Below are 19,488 nucleotides of genomic sequence, written 5' to 3' on the forward strand. Positions count from 1 at the left end.
TAAAAAAGCCCCCGCTAAGCGGGGGCTTTCTCAAAACATCAAAGCTCACTCAAAAGAGAGATTACTCGATGATTTTAGCTACAACGCCAGCACCAACGGTACGGCCGCCTTCACGGATTGCGAAGCGCAGACCGTCTTCCATTGCGATGGTTTTGATCAGGGTAACAGTCATTTGAATGTTGTCACCTGGCATTACCATTTCAACGCCTTCTGGCAATTCGCAGTTACCGGTCACGTCAGTAGTACGGAAGTAGAACTGTGGACGGTAGCCTTTGAAGAACGGAGTATGACGGCCGCCTTCTTCTTTGCTCAGAACATAAACTTCTGCGGTGAACTTGGTGTGCGGCTTGACCGAACCTGGCTTAACCAGAACCTGGCCACGCTCAACGTCGTCACGCTTGGTACCACGCAGCAGAACGCCGCAGTTCTCGCCAGCACGACCTTCGTCGAGCAGCTTGCGGAACATTTCAACACCGGTGCAGGTGGTGACGGTAGTGTCACGCAGACCAACGATTTCCAGTGGATCCTGAACGCGAACGATACCGCGCTCGATACGACCAGTCACAACAGTACCGCGACCGGAGATCGAGAATACGTCTTCGATTGGCATCAGGAACGGCTTGTCGGTCAGACGAACTGGTTCTGGGATGTAGCTGTCCAGAGTTTCAACCAGTTTACGAACGGCAGTGGTGCCCATTTCGTTTTCGTCGTTGCCTTCCAGAGCCATACGAGCAGAACCGATGATGATCGGAGTGTCGTCACCTGGGAAGTCGTAAGTGCTCAGCAGATCGCGCACTTCCATCTCAACCAGTTCCAGCAGCTCAGCGTCGTCTACCAGGTCAGCCTTGTTCAGGAAAACCACGATGTACGGAACGCCAACCTGGCGGGACAGCAGGATGTGCTCACGGGTTTGTGGCATCGGACCATCAGCGGCCGAGCAAACCAGGATCGCGCCGTCCATCTGGGCAGCACCAGTGATCATGTTCTTCACATAGTCAGCGTGACCTGGGCAGTCAACGTGAGCGTAGTGACGAATAGTCGAGTTGTACTCAACGTGCGCGGTGTTGATGGTGATACCACGAGCTTTTTCTTCTGGTGCGCTGTCGATCTTGTCGAAGTCAACACGAGCCGAACCGAAAACTTCGGAGCAGACGCGAGTCAGAGCAGCGGTCAGAGTGGTTTTACCGTGGTCAACGTGGCCGATGGTGCCAACGTTTACGTGCGGTAGGGAACGATCAAATTTTTCTTTAGCCACGACAATTAACTCCTTGCCTAAAGGACTGAATCAGCCTTGTTTTTTGGATACAGTTTCAGCGATGTGCGCCGGAGCTGTGTTGTATTTTTTGAATTCCATAGAGTAGCTTGCGCGACCCTGGGACATGGAGCGAACGTCGGTCGCATAACCGAACATCTCACCCAACGGAACCTCGGCGCGAATCACTTTGCCGGAAACCGTGTCTTCCATACCCAAGATCATGCCGCGACGACGGTTAAGGTCGCCCATGACATCACCCATATAGTCTTCAGGTGTAACAACTTCTACCGCCATGATTGGCTCAAGCAACTCACCACCGCCCTTCTGGGCCAGTTGCTTGGTTGCCATGGAAGCAGCCACCTTAAACGCCATCTCGTTGGAGTCGACGTCGTGGTAAGAACCGTCAAAAACGGTTGCTTTCAGGCCGATCAGCGGATAGCCGGCAACAACACCGTTCTTCATCTGCTCTTCGATACCCTTCTGGATAGCAGGGATGTATTCCTTAGGAACCACACCACCTACTACTTCGTTCACGAATTGCAGACCTTCCTGACCTTCGTCAGCAGGAGCAAAACGGATCCAGCAGTGACCGAACTGACCACGACCGCCGGATTGACGAACGAACTTGCCTTCGATTTCACAGTTCTTCGTGATGCGCTCACGATAGGAAACCTGAGGCTTACCGATGTTGGCTTCGACGTTGAACTCACGGCGCATCCGGTCAACCAGGATGTCCAGGTGCAGCTCGCCCATGCCAGAGATGATCGTTTGACCAGTCTCTTCATCAGTCTTGACGCGGAAAGATGGATCTTCCTGAGCAAGCTTGCCCAGAGCGATACCCATTTTTTCCTGGTCATCCTTGGTCTTAGGCTCTACGGCAACCGAGATAACCGGCTCCGGGAAGTCCATGCGAACCAGGATGATTGGCTTGGCAGCGTCGCACAAAGTCTCACCAGTGGTGACGTCCTTCATGCCGATCAGGGCCGCGATGTCACCAGCGCGTACTTCCTTGATCTCTTCGCGAGCGTTTGCGTGCATTTGCACCATACGGCCCACGCGCTCTTTCTTGCCTTTAACCGAGTTGATCACGCCGTCGCCGGAGGCCAACACGCCCGAGTAAACGCGAACGAAGGTCAAAGTACCCACGAATGGGTCTGTAGCGATCTTGAACGCCAGAGCCGAGAACGGCTCGTTGTCGTCAGCATGACGCTCCATTTCTTCTTCCTCGTTATCAGGGTTGGTACCCTTGATAGCAGGAATGTCGGTTGGAGCAGGCAGGTAGTCGATAACGGCGTCGAGAACCAGGGGAACACCCTTGTTCTTGAAGGAAGAACCGCAAACAGCCAAGACGATCTCACCAGCGATAGTACGCTGACGCAGAGCGGCCTTGATTTCCACGTTGGTGAGTTCTTCACCTTCGAGGTACTTGTTCATCAGCTCTTCGCTGGCTTCAGCCGCAGCCTCAACCATGTTGTTGCGCCACTCGTCAGCCAGTTCCTGAAGCTCTTCAGGGATAGGCTTGCGAACAGGAACCATACCTTTATCGGAATCGTTCCAGTAGACAGCTTCCATATTGATCAGATCAATCTGACCCTGGAAGTTATCTTCAGAACCGATCGCCAACTGGATAGGCACCGGAGTGTGACCCAGACGCTGCTTGATCTGACCGATCACGCGCAGGAAGTTGGCGCCAGCACGGTCCATCTTGTTTACATAAACAAGACGTGGAACACCGTACTTGTTGGCTTGACGCCATACGGTTTCCGACTGAGGCTCAACACCAGAGGTGCCGCAGAACACAACGACAGCGCCGTCGAGTACACGCAGGGAACGCTCAACTTCAATAGTGAAGTCTACGTGGCCCGGGGTATCGATTACGTTGAAGCGATGCTCGTCTTTGTACTGCTTCTCGGAACCTTTCCAGAAGGCGGTAATAGCAGCAGAAGTAATGGTAATACCACGCTCCTGCTCCTGAACCATCCAGTCTGTGGTCGCGGCGCCGTCATGCACCTCGCCCATTTTGTGACTTTTGCCGGTGTAAAACAGTACGCGCTCGGTGGTGGTGGTTTTACCAGCATCCACGTGAGCAACGATACCGATGTTACGGTAGCGGCTAATCGGAGTAGTACGAGCCATAAAGCCCTCGCAAAATTAGTGAAGCTAAAATTAGAAGCGGTAGTGCGAGAAAGCTTTGTTAGCTTCAGCCATACGGTGCACGTCTTCACGCTTCTTAACAGCAGCACCTTTACCTTCAGCAGCGTCCAACAGTTCGCCGGCCAAACGCAGAGCCATAGACTTCTCGCCGCGCTTACGGGCGAAGTCTACCAACCAGCGCATTGCCAGAGCGTTACGACGGGACGGGCGAACTTCAACCGGAACCTGGTAAGTAGCACCGCCTACACGGCGCGACTTCACTTCGACCAGCGGAGCGATGGCGTCGAGAGCTTTCTCGAAGATTTCCAGGGGGTCGCTGTTCTTGCGTTCTTTAACCTTTTCCAGCGCGCCATAAACGATACGCTCGGCAACGGCTTTTTTGCCGCTTTCCATCACGTGGTTCATGAACTTGGCCAGAATTTGGCTTCCGTATTTTGGATCGTCAAGCACTTCGCGCTTGGCTGCTACGCGTCTTCTTGGCATGGATAAGCCCTCAAACGGTCTTCAGGTTCGCTCGGAATCGGTGCCCTTTCGGGACGCCTCCGACCTTACTCTTATCGACTCAGAAAATAAGATGATTCAGGTTTACAAAAAGCCGCTACTACTTAGGCTTCTTGGTACCGTACTTCGAACGACCCTGGTTACGACCTTTAACGCCGGAAGTATCCAAGGAGCCGCGTACGGTGTGATAACGAACACCTGGCAAGTCTTTTACACGACCGCCGCGGATCAGTACCACGCTGTGCTCTTGCAGGTTGTGGCCTTCACCGCCGATGTACGAGGAAACCTCGAAACCGTTGGTCAGACGCACACGGCATACTTTACGCAGTGCCGAGTTAGGTTTTTTCGGCGTGGTGGTATACACACGGGTGCATACGCCACGACGTTGCGGGCAGTTCTGCAGCGCAGGTACGTCGGATTTCTCGACGATACGCTTACGCGGCTGACGTACCAGCTGGTTGATAGTTGCCATCTACTAGCTCCACTGTTGTCTTGCGACGCTATTGTCTTGCAAGAAAAGCAAAATGGCAGGAACGAATTCCCGCCAAATTTAGGGGTACAAGAGTCTAAAGAGGATCTTGTCCCCAGTCAAGGCAAGGCCCCGACCTCCCCTCGCGCCGAACCGGGGCAAAAATGCCTCGATCCGACGAACGGGAGTGTCAGGGCCCAGACTCATCTATCGCAGAACTCAGTTACCGCTTGAGTTCAGTGCTTCGGTCAGTGCAGCTTCCACTTCACTGGCGCTCACGCGCAGCGGCTTGTCAGCATCACGGCGACGCTTACGCTCGCTGTGGTAAGCCAAACCGGTACCCGCCGGGATCAGACGACCCACGACCACGTTTTCTTTCAGGCCGCGCAGGTAATCGCGCTTGCCGGTTACCGCTGCTTCGGTCAGTACGCGAGTGGTCTCCTGGAAGGAGGCCGCCGAGATGAACGACTCAGTGGACAACGACGCCTTGGTGATACCCAGCAGCACGCGAGTGAACTTGGAAACGAATTTCTCTTCGTTCGCCAGGCGCTCGTTTTCTACCAGTACGTGAGTCAGTTCCATCTGGTCGCCCTTGATGAAACTGGAATCGCCGGATTCAGCGATTTCAACTTTACGCAGCATCTGACGCAGGATGGTCTCGATGTGCTTGTCGTTGATCTTCACGCCTTGCAGACGGTAAACGTCCTGGATCTCGTTAACGATGTACTTGGCCAGAGCACTCACACCCAGCAGACGCAGGATGTCGTGTGGATCGCTCGGGCCGTCGGAGATAACTTCACCGCGGTTTACCTGTTCGCCTTCGAACACGTTCAGGTGACGCCACTTCGGAATCAGCTCTTCATACGGATCGCTACCGTCGTTCGGAGTAATGACCAGACGGCGCTTGCCTTTGGTTTCTTTACCGAACGCGATGGTGCCGCTGACTTCAGCCAGAATCGACGCTTCTTTCGGACGACGAGCTTCGAACAAGTCGGCAACACGCGGCAGACCACCGGTGATGTCACGGGTCTTCGAAGTTTCTTGCGGGATACGCGCGATAACATCACCGATCGCGATCTTCGCACCATCCGCTACACCGACCAGGGCGTTGGCTGGCAGGAAGTACTGAGCGATTACGTCAGTGCCTGGCAGCAACAGATCCTTGCCGTTGTCATCAACCATCTTCACGGCAGGACGGATGTCTTTACCGGCAGCTGGACGATCTTTGGCGTCGAGTACTTCAATGTTGGTCATACCGGTCAATTCGTCAGTCTGACGCTTGATCGTGATGCCTTCTTCCATGCCCACGTAGGTCACGGTACCTTTCATTTCGGTAACGATTGGGTGAGTGTGCGGATCCCACTTGGCCACGATTGCGCCAGCGTCGACCTTGTCACCTTCTTTAACCGAAATCACAGCACCGTACGGCAGCTTGTAACGCTCGCGCTCACGACCGTAGTCATCAGCGATTGCCAGCTCACCGGAACGGGACACAGCAACCAGGTGGCCATCCACTCGCTCAACGTGCTTGAGGTTGTGCAGGCGGACGGTACCGCCATTCTTCACCTGAACACTGTCGGCTGCGGAGGTCCGGCTTGCCGCACCACCGATGTGGAACGTACGCATGGTCAGCTGGGTACCCGGCTCACCGATGGACTGGGCAGCGATAACGCCGACCGCTTCACCGATGTTTACCTGGTGACCACGAGCCAAGTCACGGCCGTAGCACTTGGCGCAAATGCCATAGCGGGTTTCGCAGCTGATCGGCGAGCGAACGATCACTTCGTCGATGCTGTTGAGTTCGATGAACTCGACCCACTTTTCGTCAACCAGGGTGCCAGCAGGAACGATAACTTCCTCGGTACCTGGCTTGAACACGTCACGGGCAATCACACGACCCAATACGCGCTCACCCAGCGGCTCTACAACGTCACCGCCTTCAATGTGCGGAGTCATCAGCAGGCCGTGCTCGGTGCCGCAATCGATCTCGGTTACAACCAGATCTTGTGCAACGTCTACCAGACGGCGAGTCAGGTAACCGGAGTTAGCGGTTTTCAACGCGGTATCCGCAAGACCCTTACGAGCACCGTGAGTGGAGATGAAGTACTGAAGTACGCTCAAACCTTCACGGAAGTTCGCAGTGATCGGCGTTTCGATGATGGAGCCATCCGGCTTGGCCATCAGGCCACGCATACCGGCGAGCTGACGGATCTGCGCAGCAGAACCCCGTGCGCCCGAGTCGGCCATCATGTACATCGAGTTGAAGGATTCCTGGTCAACTTCGTCGCCGTGACGGTCGATGACTTTCTCTTTCGAGAGGTTGGCCATCATCGCCTTGGAAACTTCGTCGTTCGCCTTGGACCAAAGGTCGATCACCTTGTTGTACTTCTCGCCCTGGGTTACCAGGCCGGAGGCGTACTGGCTCTCGATCTCTTTCACTTCGTCAGTGGCGGCACTGATGATGCGAGCTTTTTCATCCGGGATAACGAAGTCGTTAACACCGATGGAAACGCCGGAGATAGTGGAGTAAGCGAAACCTGTGTACATCAACTGGTCAGCGAAGATAACGGTCTCTTTCAAACCAACCACGCGGTAGCACTGGTTGATCAGCTTGGAGATCGCCTTCTTCTTCATCGGCAGGTTGACGACATCGTACGACAGACCTTTTGGCACAACCTGGTACAACAGCGCACGGCCGACAGTGGTGTCGACGATACGGGTGTTGCTCACGCTGCCGCCGTCACGGTCATTGACGGTTTCGTTGATCCGCACTTTGACCTTGGCGTGCAGTGCGGCTTCGCCGGCACGGAACACACGGTCAACTTCCTGCAGGTCAGCGAACACACGACCTTCGCCCTTGGCATTGATCGCTTCACGGGTCATGTAGTACAGACCCAATACAACGTCCTGCGACGGAACGATGATTGGCTCACCGTTGGCTGGCGACAGAATGTTGTTGGTCGACATCATCAACGCGCGCGCTTCCAACTGGGCTTCCAGTGTCAGCGGTACGTGCACGGCCATTTGGTCGCCGTCGAAGTCGGCGTTGTACGCGGCACAGACCAGAGGGTGCAGCTGAATAGCCTTACCTTCGATCAGTACTGGTTCAAACGCCTGGATACCCAGACGGTGAAGGGTCGGTGCACGGTTGAGGAGAACCGGGTGTTCGCGGATCACCTCGGCGAGAACGTCCCAAACCTCTGGCAGTTCGCGCTCGACCATTTTCTTGGCCGCTTTGATGGTGGTCGCGAGACCGCGCATTTCCAGCTTGCCGAAGATGAATGGCTTGAACAGCTCAAGTGCCATCTTCTTGGGCAGACCGCACTGGTGCAGACGCAGGGTCGGGCCTACGGTAATTACCGAACGACCGGAGTAGTCAACACGCTTACCGAGCAAGTTCTGACGGAAACGACCTTGCTTACCCTTGATCATGTCAGCCAAGGATTTCAGAGGACGCTTGTTGGAACCGGTGATAGCGCGGCCACGACGACCGTTGTCGAGCAAGGCATCGACAGCTTCCTGCAACATACGCTTTTCGTTGCGCACGATGATGTCCGGAGCGGACAGGTCAAGCAGGCGCTTCAAGCGGTTGTTACGGTTGATCACGCGGCGATACAGGTCGTTGAGGTCGGACGTCGCGAAACGACCACCGTCCAACGGTACCAGCGGACGCAGGTCTGGCGGCAGAACCGGCAGAACGGTCAGCACCATCCACTCTGGCAAGTTGCCGGAACCCTGGAAGGCTTCCATCAACTTCAGACGCTTGGACAGCTTCTTGATCTTGGTTTCGGAGTTGGTTTGCGGAATTTCTTCGCGCAGACGGCCAATCTCGTGCTCCAGGTCGATAGCGTGCAGCAGCTCGCGGACAGCTTCGGCACCCATACGGGCATCGAAATCATCACCGAACTCTTCCAGCGCTTCGAAGTACTGCTCGTCGTTCAGCAGCTGACCTTTTTCAAGGGTGGTCATGCCTGGATCGATAACGACATAGCTCTCGAAGTAGAGAACGCGTTCGATATCACGCAGAGTCATGTCCATCAGCAAGCCGATACGGGACGGCAGCGATTTCAGGAACCAGATGTGGGCAACCGGCGAAGCCAGTTCGATGTGCGCCATACGCTCACGACGAACCTTGGCCAGTGCGACTTCAACGCCGCACTTCTCGCAGATCACACCACGGTGCTTCAAGCGCTTGTACTTACCGCACAGGCACTCGTAATCCTTTACCGGGCCAAAGATCTTGGCGCAGAACAGGCCGTCACGCTCAGGTTTGAACGTACGGTAGTTGATGGTTTCCGGCTTTTTAACTTCACCGAACGACCACGAACGGATCATCTCAGGCGATGCCAATCCAATACGGATGGCGTCGAACTCTTCGACTTGACCCTGGTTTTTCAGCAAATTCAGTAGGTCTTTCAAGGCCTTTCCTCCTGGCGGAGCAGAGAGCGGACCAAACGGCCACGCTCTCGATTCGCGTCACGTGTTATTCGGTTTCCAGATCGATATCGATGCCGAGGGAACGAATTTCTTTGATCAACACGTTGAAGGACTCGGGCATGCCCGGCTCCATACGGTGATCGCCGTCCACGATGTTTTTGTACATCTTGGTACGACCGTTCACATCGTCCGACTTCACTGTGAGCATTTCTTGCAGAGTGTATGCAGCACCGTATGCTTCCAGTGCCCAGACCTCCATCTCCCCGAAACGCTGACCACCGAACTGAGCCTTACCACCCAGCGGCTGCTGGGTAACCAGGCTGTACGAACCAGTAGAACGAGCGTGCATCTTGTCGTCTACCAAGTGGTTCAGCTTCAGCATGTACATGTAGCCAACAGTAACCGGGCGCTCGAACTTGTTGCCGGTACGACCGTCGAACAGCTGCATCTGGCCGCTTTCCGGCAGGTCTGCCAGTTTCAGCATGGCCTTGATTTCGCTTTCCTTGGCACCGTCGAACACCGGGGTAGCCATTGGAACGCCGCCGCGCAGGTTCTTCGCCAGATCCAGGATTTCCTGGTCGGAGAAGGTATCCAGCTCTTCGTTGCGACCGCCGATCTCGTTGTAGATCTCGTGCAGGAACTTGCGCAGGTCTGCGACCTTGCGCTGCTCTTCGATCATACGGTTGATCTTCTCGCCCAGACCTTTGGCCGCGAGGCCCAGGTGGGTTTCAAGGATCTGACCAACGTTCATACGCGAAGGTACGCCCAACGGGTTGAGGACGACGTCGACCGGGGTGCCATTGGCATCGTGCGGCATGTCTTCAACCGGCATGATCACGGAGACCACACCTTTGTTACCGTGACGACCGGCCATCTTGTCGCCCGGCTGGATGCGGCGACGGATTGCCAGGTAAACCTTGACGATTTTCAGCACGCCTGGAGCCAGGTCATCGCCCTGCTGCAGTTTGCGCTTCTTGTCTTCGAACTTGTCGTCCAGCAGACGGCGGCGATCAACGATGTAGGCCTGGGCCTTCTCGAGCTGCTCGTTCAGAGCGTCTTCAGCCATGCGCAGTTTGAACCACTGGCCGTGCTCAAGACCGTCGAGAATTTCGTCGGTGATGTCCTGACCTTTCTTCAGACCTGCGCCGCCTTCGGCCTTGTGGCCTACCAGAGCGGAGCGCAGACGTTCGAAGGTCGCGCCTTCAACGATACGGAACTCTTCGTTCAGATCCTTGCGGATCTCGTCGAGCTGGGTCTTCTCGATGGACAGTGCACGAGCATCACGCTCAACGCCGTCACGGGTGAAGACTTGTACGTCGATGACAGTACCTTTAGTACCGGTAGGTACACGCAGGGAGGTGTCTTTAACGTCGCTGGCTTTTTCACCGAAGATGGCACGCAGCAGCTTCTCTTCCGGAGTCAGTTGGGTCTCGCCTTTCGGAGTGACCTTACCCACCAGGATGTCGCCTGCGCCAACTTCAGCACCTACGTAAACGATACCGGCTTCGTCCAGCTTGTTCAGTGCAGCTTCACCCACGTTCGGGATGTCTGCAGTGATTTCCTCAGGCCCAAGCTTGGTGTCACGTGCCACACAGGTCAGTTCCTGAATGTGGATCGTGGTGAAGCGGTCTTCTTGAACCACACGCTCGGACAGGCAGATGGAGTCTTCGAAGTTGAAGCCGTTCCATGCCATGAACGCGATGCGCATGTTCTGACCCAGAGCCAGTTCACCCATATCGGTGGACGGGCCATCGGCCATGATGTCGCTACGCTGAACGCGATCACCCTTGCTCACCAGCGGACGCTGGTTGATGCATGTGTTCTGGTTCGAGCGGGTGTATTTGGTCAGGTTGTAGATGTCGACACCGGCTTCGCCAGTTTCTACTTCGTCATCGGCAACACGAACCACGATACGGCTGGCATCAACAGAGTCGATAACGCCGCCACGACGAGCCACGACGCAAACGCCGGAGTCACGGGCTACGTTACGCTCCATGCCGGTACCTACCAGCGGCTTGTCAGCACGCAGGGTCGGTACAGCTTGACGCTGCATGTTGGAACCCATCAATGCACGGTTGGCGTCATCGTGCTCCAGGAACGGGATCAGCGACGCTGCAACCGAAACTACCTGCTTCGGAGAAACGTCCATCAAGGTGACGTCTTCCGGCGCCTTGACGGTGAACTCGTTCAAGTGACGAACAGCTACCAGCTCGTCGATCAGGACTTTCTTGTCGTTCATCGTGGCCGAAGCCTGAGCGATCACGTGATCAGCTTCTTCGATGGCGGACAGGAACACGATCTCGTCGGTGACCAGAGCGTCTTTCACCACACGGTACGGGCTCTCGAGGAAGCCATACTGGTTGGTACGCGCATAAGCGGCCAGGGAGTTGATCAGACCGATGTTCGGACCTTCCGGCGTTTCGATCGGGCAAACACGACCGTAGTGCGTCGGGTGTACGTCACGAACTTCGAAGCCAGCACGCTCACGGGTCAGACCGCCCGGGCCCAGTGCGGATACACGGCGCTTGTGGGTGATCTCGGACAGCGGGTTGTTCTGGTCCATGAACTGGGAAAGCTGGCTGGAACCGAAGAACTCTTTCACCGCCGCAGCCACTGGCTTGGCGTTGATCAGGTCTTGCGGCATCAGGCCTTCGCTTTCAGCCATCGACAGACGCTCTTTGACCGCACGCTCAACACGCACCAGGCCAACGCGGAACTGGTTCTCGGCCATTTCGCCTACGCAGCGAACACGACGGTTACCCAGGTGGTCGATGTCATCGACGATGCCTTTGCCGTTACGGATGTCGACCAGCGTCTTCAGTACCGCGACGATGTCTTCCTTGCACAGCACGCCCGAACCTTCGATCTCGGTACGACCGATACGACGGTTGAACTTCATCCGGCCGACCGCAGACAGGTCATAGCGCTCAGGGCTGAAGAACAGGTTGTTGAACAGGGTTTCGGCAGCGTCTTTGGTTGGTGGCTCACCAGGACGCATCATGCGATAGATCTCGACCAGCGCTTCCAATTGGTTGCTGGTGGAGTCGATCTTCAGAGTGTCGGAGATGAACGGACCGCAGTCGATGTCGTTGGTGTACAGGGTCTCGATGCGAACAACCTGGGCCTTGGCGATTTTCGCCAGGATCTCGGTGTTCAGCTCGGTATTGCACTCAGCCAGGATTTCGCCTGTAGCCGGGTGAACGATGACCTTGGCGGTCGTGCGACCCAGAACGTAGTCCAGAGGCACTTCCAGCTCTTTGATACCAGCCTTTTCGATCTGGTTGATGTGGCGCGCAGTGATACGACGGCCAGCCTCAACGATGACCTTGCCTTTCTCATCCTGGATGTCCAGGACAGCAATTTCACCACGCAGACGCGAAGCGATCAGCTCCAGCTTGAGGGTTTCATCCTTCAGGCTGAATACGTTGGTGGTATAGAAAGCGTCCAGCACTTGCTCAGTAGTATAGCCGAGCGCGCGCAGCAGTACCGAGGCCGGCAGCTTGCGACGACGGTCGATACGCACGAACACGCAGTCTTTCGGGTCGAACTCGAAGTCCAACCACGAACCGCGGTACGGAATGATCCGCGCGGAGTACAGGAGTTTGCCGGAGCTGTGCGTCTTGCCGCGGTCGTGGTCGAAGAACACGCCCGGGGAACGGTGCAGCTGGGAAACGATTACACGCTCGGTACCATTGATAACGAAGGTACCGTTTTCAGTCATCAATGGGATTTCGCCCATGTAGACTTCTTGCTCTTTGATGTCCTTGATCGCTTTGTTCGACGATTCTTTGTCGAAAATGATCAGACGGACTTTTACCCGCAAAGGTACGGCGTACGTAACGCCACGCAACACGCATTCTTTGACATCAAATGCCGGTTCGCCCAGGCGATAACCGACGTACTCCAGCGCAGCATTGCCGGAGTAGCTGATGATCGGGAAAACGGATTTGAAGGCCGCATGCAGGCCCACGTCGCGGAACTGATCTTTGGTCGCTCCCGCCTGCAAGAATTCACGATACGAATCCAGCTGGATAGCCAGAAGGTACGGGACATCCATGACGTCCGGCAACTTGCTAAAGTCCTTGCGGATACGTTTTTTCTCAGTATATGAGTAAGCCATCAGCGTTCCCCAGCTTGGTCACCTGCTTGTTTGGCCCCTCCGACGGGAGCAGCCAGAAAATCTTGCAAACCCCATGGTTTGCACCACCGCTTCGGGTGGCTACAGCGCGTTAATGGCGGCGACCGAGTCGACAGCCAAGAACGGAAAAAGGCCGGTGGCAAGAGCCACCAGCCATCAGCCTTCAGCTTAACGCTTGGGCTGGAGACGCAAGGTCGATGCTTACTTCAGCTCGACTTTAGCGCCTGCTTCTTCCAGAGTAGCTTTGGCTTTGTCAGCTGCGTCTTTGGCAACAGCTTCCAGAACCATGGCAGGAGCGCCGTCAACTACAGCCTTGGCTTCTTTCAGGCCCAGACCGGTCAGTTCACGTACTGCCTTGATCACGTTTACTTTCTTCTCGCCAGCTTCGGTCAGCATGACGTTGAATTCGGTTTGCTCTTCAACAACGGCAGCAGCAGCAGCTGGACCAGCGGAAGCAGCGGCAGCGGAAACGCCGAATTTTTCTTCGAAAGCTTTGATCAGCTCAACAACCTGCAGAACCGACATTTCAGCTACGGCGTTGAGGATATCGTCTTGGGAGATAGACATTGCTGTATTTCCTGAATTGGGGGACGGCCTACGCGGCCATCGAAATAAACAAAAATACGCGAGAGAAGTTGCTCAGCCTTAGGCTGCGGCAGCTTCTTTTTGCTCGCGAACTGCAGCCAGAGTACGAGCCAGCTTGCTGGTAGCGCCTTGAATCACGCTCATCAGCTGCGAAATGGCTTCGTCGCGGGTCGGCAGTGTTGCCAGTACGTCGATTTGGTTAGCTGCGAGGAACTTGCCCTCGAACGCAGCTGCCTTGATCTCGAACTTATCCTGACTCTTGGCGAACTCTTTGAACAAACGGGCAGCAGCGCCTGGATGGTCCTTGGAGAACGCGATCAGAGTCGGGCCAGTGAACACGTCGTTGAGAACACTGTATTCAGTGTCAGCAACAGCGCGCTTGAGCAGGGTGTTACGTACAACACGTACGTATACGCCAGCTTCACGAGCCTCTTTACGGAGTCCGGTCATAGCGCCTACTGTCACACCACGGGCATCAGCCACGACAGCGGACAGAGCAGCTTTGGCAGCCTCGTTGACTTCAGCGACGATGGCCTTCTTGTCTTCGAGATTAATTGCCACGGGTTTAACTCCTGCTTGTTACCGTTTCATCTGGCCGAGGCCGGATGTCGTTTTGGTGTCTGATTCGGTAAGGAACCGGGAGCACCATCTGCGTAGGCTTGTTGGTTTAAGACTTGCGTCGCCTACGGTCTTGGATAGCCCCCGCCAGGCAGGGACCCCAATCTTTCAATTGGCGCAATCGCTTGCGCCAATTTGTGTCTTATACGTCCAGCGAGCCTTGGTCGATGACCAGACCTGGGCCCATAGTGGTGCTCAGGGTAACGCGCTTGACGTAGATGCCTTTCGAGGAAGCTGGCTTGATACGCTTCAGATCAGCGATCAGGGCTTCAACGTTTTCCTTCAGCTTGACGGCGTCGAAGCCGACCTTGCCAACGGAGGTGTGAATGATGCCGTTTTTGTCGGTGCGATAACGAACCTGACCAGCCTTGGCGTTTTTAACCGCGGTAGCTACGTCTGGCGTTACGGTGCCGACTTTAGGGTTAGGCATCAGGCCACGTGGACCCAGGATCTGACCCAACTGACCTACAACGCGCATTGCATCCGGGGAAGCAATAACGACGTCATAGTTCAGATCGCCGCCTTTCATTTCGGCAGCCAGATCGTCCATACCAACGCGATCAGCGCCGGCAGCCAGAGCAGCTTCAGCCGCCGGGCCCTGAGTGAAGACAGCAACACGTACAGTCTTGCCAGTACCGTGTGGCAGCACAGTAGCGCTACGAACGACCTGGTCGGATTTACGCGGGTCAACACCCAGGTTCACAGCAACGTCAACAGACTCGCTGAACTTGACAGTCGACAGCTCGGTCAGCAGAGCAGCAGCGTCTACGAAGTTGTAGGACTTGCCTGCTTCGATTTTGCCGGCGATAGCCTTTTGGCGCTTGGTCAGCTTAGCCATTACACACCCTCCACGTTAAGGCCCATGCTACGAGCAGAACCGGCGATGGTACGCACGGCTGCATCCATATCAGCTGCAGTCAGATCCGCGTTTTTGGTTTTCGCGATTTCTTCCAGCTGAGCACGAGTTACGGTGCCAACCTTAACGGTGTTCGGACGAGCGGAACCGCTAGTCAGACCAGCAGCTTTCTTCAACAAAACCGAAGCCGGGGTCGACTTGGTTTCGAAAGTAAAGCTACGGTCGCTGTATACAGTGATGATCACTGGAGTCGGCAGACCTGGCTCAAGACCCTGAGTACGGGCGTTGAAGGCCTTGCAGAATTCCATGATGTTCACGCCGTGCTGACCCAGAGCTGGACCGACGGGTGGGCTAGGGTTGGCCTGAGCGGCCTTCACTTGCAGCTTGATGTAAGCGGTAATCTTCTTGGCCATGAGGCACTCCAATTACGGGTTCAAACGCCTAGAAAGGCTCCCCGGTTACTTGCGCGTTTATCCCAGTGACGACAAAACCCCACAGCCTAAGGCTGCGGGGTTGGGATGCTTTTTCAGCTAGACCTTCTCGACCTGGCTGAACTCCAACTCTACCGGAGTAGAGCGACCGAAAATGAGCACTGCCACTTGGATCCGGCTCTTTTCGTAGTTAACTTCTTCGACGGTGCCATTGAAATCAGCGAAAGGACCATCTGTAACACGAACAACCTCACCCGGCTCGAACAATGTCTTCGGCTTGGGCTTGTCGCTACCGTCAGCAACACGACGCAGAATTGCTTCTGCCTCCTTGTCAGTGATCGGAGCAGGCTTATCAGCAGTACCGCCAATGAAACCCATGACACGAGGAGTATCCTTGACCAAGTGCCAAGTACCTTCATTCATGTCCATCTGTACCAGCACGTAGCCAGGGAAGAACTTGCGCTCACTCTTGCGCTTCTGGCCATTCCGCATTTCAACCACTTCTTCAGTGGGAACCAGAATTTCGCCGAAGCCATCTTCCATGCCTGCCAGCTTTACGCGCTCCAGCAAAGAGCGCATAACATGCTTCTCGTAACCCGAGTAAGCATGCACAACGTACCAACGCTTAGCCACGGGACACCCTTAGCCAACAATCAAGGAAACAAGCCAGCCGAGCAGGGAATCGAGCCCCCACAACAGCAACGCCATAACCAGAACAACAGCCACAACAATCAATGTGGTCTGCGTGGTTTCTTGGCGAGTCGGCCAAACGACTTTACGAATTTCGGTGCGAGCTTCCTTTACCAGGACCGCGAAAGACTTGCCTTTAGCAGTCTGCAGGCCTACAAAGGCAGCTACAGCAGCGAGGGCGAGCAATGCGAGGACACGGTACAGGATCGGCGAAGCAGAATAGTACTGATTGCCAACAACGCCTACGACCACCAAGGCGACTACAGCGAGCCACTTGAACAGATCGAAACGAGAGCTTTGAGCTTCAGCCTTAGGAGTCATCTATGAAGATCCTGTGAAAAGAAAGCCAGACACACCACGTGAATCTGGCAGGTCAGGAGGGAATCGAACCCCCAACCTACGGTTTTGGAGACCGTCGCTCTGCCAATTGAGCTACTGACCTAAAACAAAATCAGGCCGACCATTATGCAGGCCTGAAAAAGACTTTACAACAACCAACCCCAACAGACTTGAAATCACCTGACAATCACAGCCAGACATAACACGATACAAGCCGAGGCAGCTGTTAAAACAAAGGCAGATATTTTCATATCTGCCTTGTTATATGGAGCTCTTGAGCGGATTTGAACCGCTGACCTCACCCTTACCAAGGGTGTGCTCTACCAACTGAGCTACAAGAGCAAAACACCTTGCACAACCTGCAAACTTGGAGCGGGTAGCGGGAATCGAACCCGCATCATCAGCTTGGAAGGCTGAGGTTCTACCACTAAACTATACCCGCGGAGCTTGCAGCTCACGCTAAAAATGGTGGAGGGGGAAGGATTCGAACCTTCGAAGTCGTAGACGTCAGATTTACAGTCTGATCCCTTTGGCCGCTCGGGAACCCCTCCTAAGCGAGCCGGCATTCTACATCACGCCGGCCTTCTGTCAAGCATTTTCTCATTAAAAATATGAGGTTAGCTGCGTTGACCTTCGTTTCACCTTGAAGCCCTTAAAGGTCTTCACTGCGAAGCGGGCGCCATTCTATGCAAACTATTCGAGAGTTGCAATGCCTTCGCACAGCATTATTTTATGTTTTAACTCATTGAATTCATTAGCAAGGCTTTCAAAGGGCAGATCGTCAGCCAAGCGCCTACTCTCAGGGGCTACTCGCAACCAGTAACCCGAGGCTTCAGGCGCGCTCAACAATTGAAGCCTGACCCTTATGTCCAAGCTTGTCAGCCGCTGCTCGAGAGAGAGCGCCTGGTGACGATCCGAGAAACCACCAATGTACAGACAGGTGCTTTGTGCATCAGCCCCCCTTGCTCGATCACGCCGCGCCACCGTGTCGGCAGACTCACTCAGGAGCCGAATATCTTGCTGCGTTCCACGATAGAGACTCAATGGTGTGACGTCCTTGGCACGCAATGGAGCTTCTTGCTGATGCCAGACGTAGTAGAAAACATTGAGGACAAGTAAAAGCAAAAACAGCCAGCGCATAATCACCTCAAGACAAAGGACACGCCATTGCCAAACCAACAAACACAAGGTCCGGGACCAAACAAGCCTGAGGTGCAGCATCCCTGACCAGGTCGGCATCCCCCCCCGTCAGGAAGACAGTGAAATCCTCGCCCCAATAGCTTCTCGCCAATTCAAGCTGGGTCAACACGAACCCTCTTAGCATAAGCGTACAACCGCGCTCGACAGCCTCTACGGTCGTCCGCCCAGGAGAGAGACGCTCAAGAGCTCTCTCAGCCGCGGCATCGTCATAACGTATCTTGCGCGTATGGGTTCGCAACTGATTGCGCATAAGTGGCAAGCCCGGGCAAATAAACCCACCCAAGTGCTCACCATCAACATCAATAAAGTCTGCGGTCGCCGCCGTACCAAAATCGAGCACTACGCATGCGCCGGACGCTAACTTATATGCACCCAGCATCGCCAACCAACGATCCAGCCCAAGCCGCTCGAACTCTTCGTAGCCATTGTGCACACCGGCCATTTGTCGCGCGGAACCCGCACAGGAAACGGTAACGCCAAATGCCTTCACCAACGCCGCTACCAGCTTGTCGGTTTCCTCAAGCGCTCGAACACTCACTAACCGACAACGCGTGAGCAGAAGGCCAGGAAGCGCTGTCAGGCTCTCAATCAACGCATCATCCGAACCCACCACGCCTTCGGCGGAGACACTTGCATCACTCGCCTCAAGCACGCGCCACTTTATGAAGCTGTTCCCACAGTCGAGCTCAAGAATCATCACGCAACCTCAGGCTTAACTCACCACCGCTGTATATTTTCTCGACGCCATCGACATTCAAGCGCAACGCGCCCTGATGATCCACGCCCAACACCACCCCATCAATCTGGGTAACACCAGCAACGAGAGACACAGGCTTGCCCTGCCACAAGTGATGCCGCTCCCACTCATCTTGCAGCCCGGCAAAACCGGCAGTCTTATGTCGATCCAGATAGCCTTGCAACTGCACCCCCAGACGCGCCACCAATTGGTTGCGATCAATAGCAGAACCGGTCTCGAGCTGAATTGAAGTCCATTGCTGATCCACATCATCGGCTTTCTGCATATTCACATTGATGCCTATCCCTAGGACAACGTGACAGATATCCGCAGGATCCCCCACCAGCTCCAGCAAGATGCCAGAAATTTTCTTGCTCCCGACCAAGACGTCGTTTGGCCATTTCAAAGCCGCGCCCTGTACACCGGTCTCACGCAACGCCTGCATAACGGCTAAGCCAACTACGAGACTCAACCCCTCCAACTGTCGCAGACCACCTTCAATGCGCAGCACGAGGCTGTAGTAGACATTTTGCGCAAACGGACTGACCCATTTTCGACCACGCCTTCCCCTACCAGCCGTCTGCTGCTCCGACAGTACGACAAAGGGGGCTGCGCACCCTGAGTCAACGAGACGCAAAGCTTCGGCGTTAGTGGAGTCGATGGAATCGAAAATATGAACTGGCCAGGTTAAAGAGGCCGCATTCAGGGAAATTTGCTCTGCACTCAAGAACACCAACGGCGCAGCCAATTGATACCCACGACCTCGGACCTTATGAATGGGCAGCCCTAACTCTGCCTCAAGATGCTGAAGCTGCTTCCACACAGCGCTGCGACTGACGCCCAGGGCGGCGCCAAGCGCTTCTCCAGAATGGAATCGACCGTCTTTCAGTAGTTTCAACAACATCAGCATGCAAATATCGCCTCACAATGAGGCACGCATAATAGCCATGCGTAAGGTCATTGCATAGAAACGCAGGGCGTTTGCACTCAGGACATGAGCGATGGTTTTTTAGTTTTTTCGACCGCCCAAAACAAAACCCCTGTCTGCGTTAGCAAACAGGGGTTCTGGAATTTAATCT

Annotated in this window: 15 protein-coding genes and 4 tRNA genes; all 19 read right to left on the bottom strand. The window is 55.0% G+C overall.

Annotation, left to right across the window (positions count from 1 at the left end; genetic code table 11):
* Positions 1-61 precede the first annotated feature (61 nt).
* On the bottom strand, positions 62-1,255 hold the full coding sequence (tuf, locus tag E3O56_RS04525) for an elongation factor Tu (protein WP_005791980.1): 1,194 nt from the start codon (positions 1,253-1,255) through the stop codon (positions 62-64).
* A gap of 30 nt (positions 1,256-1,285) precedes the next feature.
* Positions 1,286-3,391, bottom strand: a complete 2,106-nt coding sequence (fusA, locus tag E3O56_RS04530) for an elongation factor G (RefSeq protein ID WP_005791981.1) — start codon at positions 3,389-3,391, stop codon at positions 1,286-1,288.
* Positions 3,392-3,421: 30 nt separating this feature from the next.
* Entirely contained in the window at positions 3,422-3,892 is a 471-nt protein-coding gene (rpsG, locus tag E3O56_RS04535) for a 30S ribosomal protein S7 (protein ID WP_002555493.1), read from the bottom strand.
* A gap of 118 nt (positions 3,893-4,010) precedes the next feature.
* Positions 4,011-4,382, bottom strand: coding sequence for a 30S ribosomal protein S12 (gene rpsL / locus E3O56_RS04540; protein WP_002555494.1), 372 nt, complete (start codon positions 4,380-4,382; stop codon positions 4,011-4,013).
* 216 nt (positions 4,383-4,598) lie between these two features.
* Positions 4,599-8,798: a DNA-directed RNA polymerase subunit beta' gene (gene rpoC / locus E3O56_RS04545; RefSeq protein ID WP_005791982.1), complete on the bottom strand. Its 4,200-nt coding sequence runs from the start codon at positions 8,796-8,798 to the stop codon at positions 4,599-4,601.
* Positions 8,799-8,862: 64 nt separating this feature from the next.
* Positions 8,863-12,936 carry a DNA-directed RNA polymerase subunit beta gene (gene rpoB / locus E3O56_RS04550; protein WP_019819139.1) on the bottom strand — a complete coding sequence of 1,358 codons (4,074 nt, stop codon included), beginning with the start codon at positions 12,934-12,936 and terminating at the stop codon, positions 8,863-8,865.
* Between the two features lie 219 nt (positions 12,937-13,155).
* Complete coding sequence (rplL, locus tag E3O56_RS04555; protein ID WP_005791984.1) at positions 13,156-13,521, bottom strand: 50S ribosomal protein L7/L12; 366 nt, start codon at positions 13,519-13,521, stop codon at positions 13,156-13,158.
* A gap of 78 nt (positions 13,522-13,599) precedes the next feature.
* Positions 13,600-14,100 (bottom strand): 50S ribosomal protein L10, encoded by a 501-nt coding sequence (gene rplJ / locus E3O56_RS04560; protein WP_003232405.1) that lies wholly within the window; start codon positions 14,098-14,100, stop codon positions 13,600-13,602.
* Between the two features lie 199 nt (positions 14,101-14,299).
* On the bottom strand, positions 14,300-14,995 hold the full coding sequence (gene rplA, locus E3O56_RS04565) for a 50S ribosomal protein L1 (protein WP_003176434.1): 696 nt from the start codon (positions 14,993-14,995) through the stop codon (positions 14,300-14,302).
* Positions 14,995-15,426 (bottom strand): 50S ribosomal protein L11, encoded by a 432-nt coding sequence (gene rplK, locus E3O56_RS04570; RefSeq protein WP_003176435.1) that lies wholly within the window; start codon positions 15,424-15,426, stop codon positions 14,995-14,997. Before rplK ends, rplA begins: the two co-directional genes overlap by 1 nt.
* Positions 15,427-15,543: 117 nt before the next feature.
* Positions 15,544-16,077, bottom strand: coding sequence for a transcription termination/antitermination protein NusG (gene nusG, locus E3O56_RS04575; RefSeq protein ID WP_003176436.1), 534 nt, complete (start codon positions 16,075-16,077; stop codon positions 15,544-15,546).
* A 9-nt stretch (positions 16,078-16,086) separates the two neighbouring features.
* Entirely contained in the window at positions 16,087-16,455 is a 369-nt protein-coding gene (secE, locus tag E3O56_RS04580) for a preprotein translocase subunit SecE (RefSeq protein ID WP_005791990.1), read from the bottom strand.
* Between the two features lie 45 nt (positions 16,456-16,500).
* Positions 16,501-16,576, bottom strand: a tRNA-Trp gene (locus E3O56_RS04585).
* A gap of 163 nt (positions 16,577-16,739) precedes the next feature.
* Positions 16,740-16,815: transfer RNA gene (locus E3O56_RS04590), tRNA-Thr, on the bottom strand.
* 26 nt (positions 16,816-16,841) lie between these two features.
* Positions 16,842-16,915: transfer RNA gene (locus tag E3O56_RS04595), tRNA-Gly, on the bottom strand.
* 24 nt (positions 16,916-16,939) lie between these two features.
* A tRNA-Tyr gene (locus E3O56_RS04600) sits at positions 16,940-17,024 on the bottom strand.
* A gap of 142 nt (positions 17,025-17,166) precedes the next feature.
* Complete coding sequence (locus E3O56_RS04605) at positions 17,167-17,613, bottom strand: hypothetical protein (protein WP_005791992.1); 447 nt, start codon at positions 17,611-17,613, stop codon at positions 17,167-17,169.
* Between the two features lie 7 nt (positions 17,614-17,620).
* Positions 17,621-18,370, bottom strand: a complete 750-nt coding sequence (locus E3O56_RS04610) for a pantothenate kinase (RefSeq protein WP_103735412.1) — start codon at positions 18,368-18,370, stop codon at positions 17,621-17,623.
* Positions 18,360-19,319 (bottom strand): bifunctional biotin--[acetyl-CoA-carboxylase] ligase/biotin operon repressor BirA, encoded by a 960-nt coding sequence (birA, locus tag E3O56_RS04615; protein WP_248127920.1) that lies wholly within the window; start codon positions 19,317-19,319, stop codon positions 18,360-18,362. The genes E3O56_RS04610 and birA overlap by 11 nt, the downstream gene beginning before the upstream one ends.
* Between the last annotated feature and the right edge of the window lie 169 nt (positions 19,320-19,488).

It is taken from the genome of Pseudomonas sp. W2Aug9, assembly GCF_023127755.1.
Classification (GTDB): Bacteria; Pseudomonadota; Gammaproteobacteria; order Pseudomonadales; family Pseudomonadaceae; genus Aquipseudomonas; species Aquipseudomonas synxantha_A.

What these genes read in the sequence shown, in the direction of transcription:
- rpsL (WP_002555494.1), bottom strand. Translation starts at nt 4,382, where the DNA reads ATGGCAACTATCAACCAGCTGGTACGTCAGCCGCGTAAGCGTATCGTC.
- rplK (WP_003176435.1), bottom strand. Translation starts at nt 15,426, where the DNA reads ATGGCCAAGAAGATTACCGCTTACATCAAGCTGCAAGTGAAGGCCGCT.
- rplL (WP_005791984.1), bottom strand. Translation starts at nt 13,521, where the DNA reads ATGTCTATCTCCCAAGACGATATCCTCAACGCCGTAGCTGAAATGTCG.
- fusA (WP_005791981.1), bottom strand. Translation starts at nt 3,391, where the DNA reads ATGGCTCGTACTACTCCGATTAGCCGCTACCGTAACATCGGTATCGTT.
- rpsG (WP_002555493.1), bottom strand. Translation starts at nt 3,892, where the DNA reads ATGCCAAGAAGACGCGTAGCAGCCAAGCGCGAAGTGCTTGACGATCCA.
- rplA (WP_003176434.1), bottom strand. Translation starts at nt 14,995, where the DNA reads ATGGCTAAGCTGACCAAGCGCCAAAAGGCTATCGCCGGCAAAATCGAA.
- secE (WP_005791990.1), bottom strand. Translation starts at nt 16,455, where the DNA reads ATGACTCCTAAGGCTGAAGCTCAAAGCTCTCGTTTCGATCTGTTCAAG.
- E3O56_RS04610 (WP_103735412.1), bottom strand. Translation starts at nt 18,370, where the DNA reads ATGATTCTTGAGCTCGACTGTGGGAACAGCTTCATAAAGTGGCGCGTG.
- rpoB (WP_019819139.1), bottom strand. Translation starts at nt 12,936, where the DNA reads ATGGCTTACTCATATACTGAGAAAAAACGTATCCGCAAGGACTTTAGC.
- E3O56_RS04605 (WP_005791992.1), bottom strand. Translation starts at nt 17,613, where the DNA reads ATGCGCTGGCTGTTTTTGCTTTTACTTGTCCTCAATGTTTTCTACTAC.
- birA (WP_248127920.1), bottom strand. Translation starts at nt 19,319, where the DNA reads ATGCTGATGTTGTTGAAACTACTGAAAGACGGTCGATTCCATTCTGGA.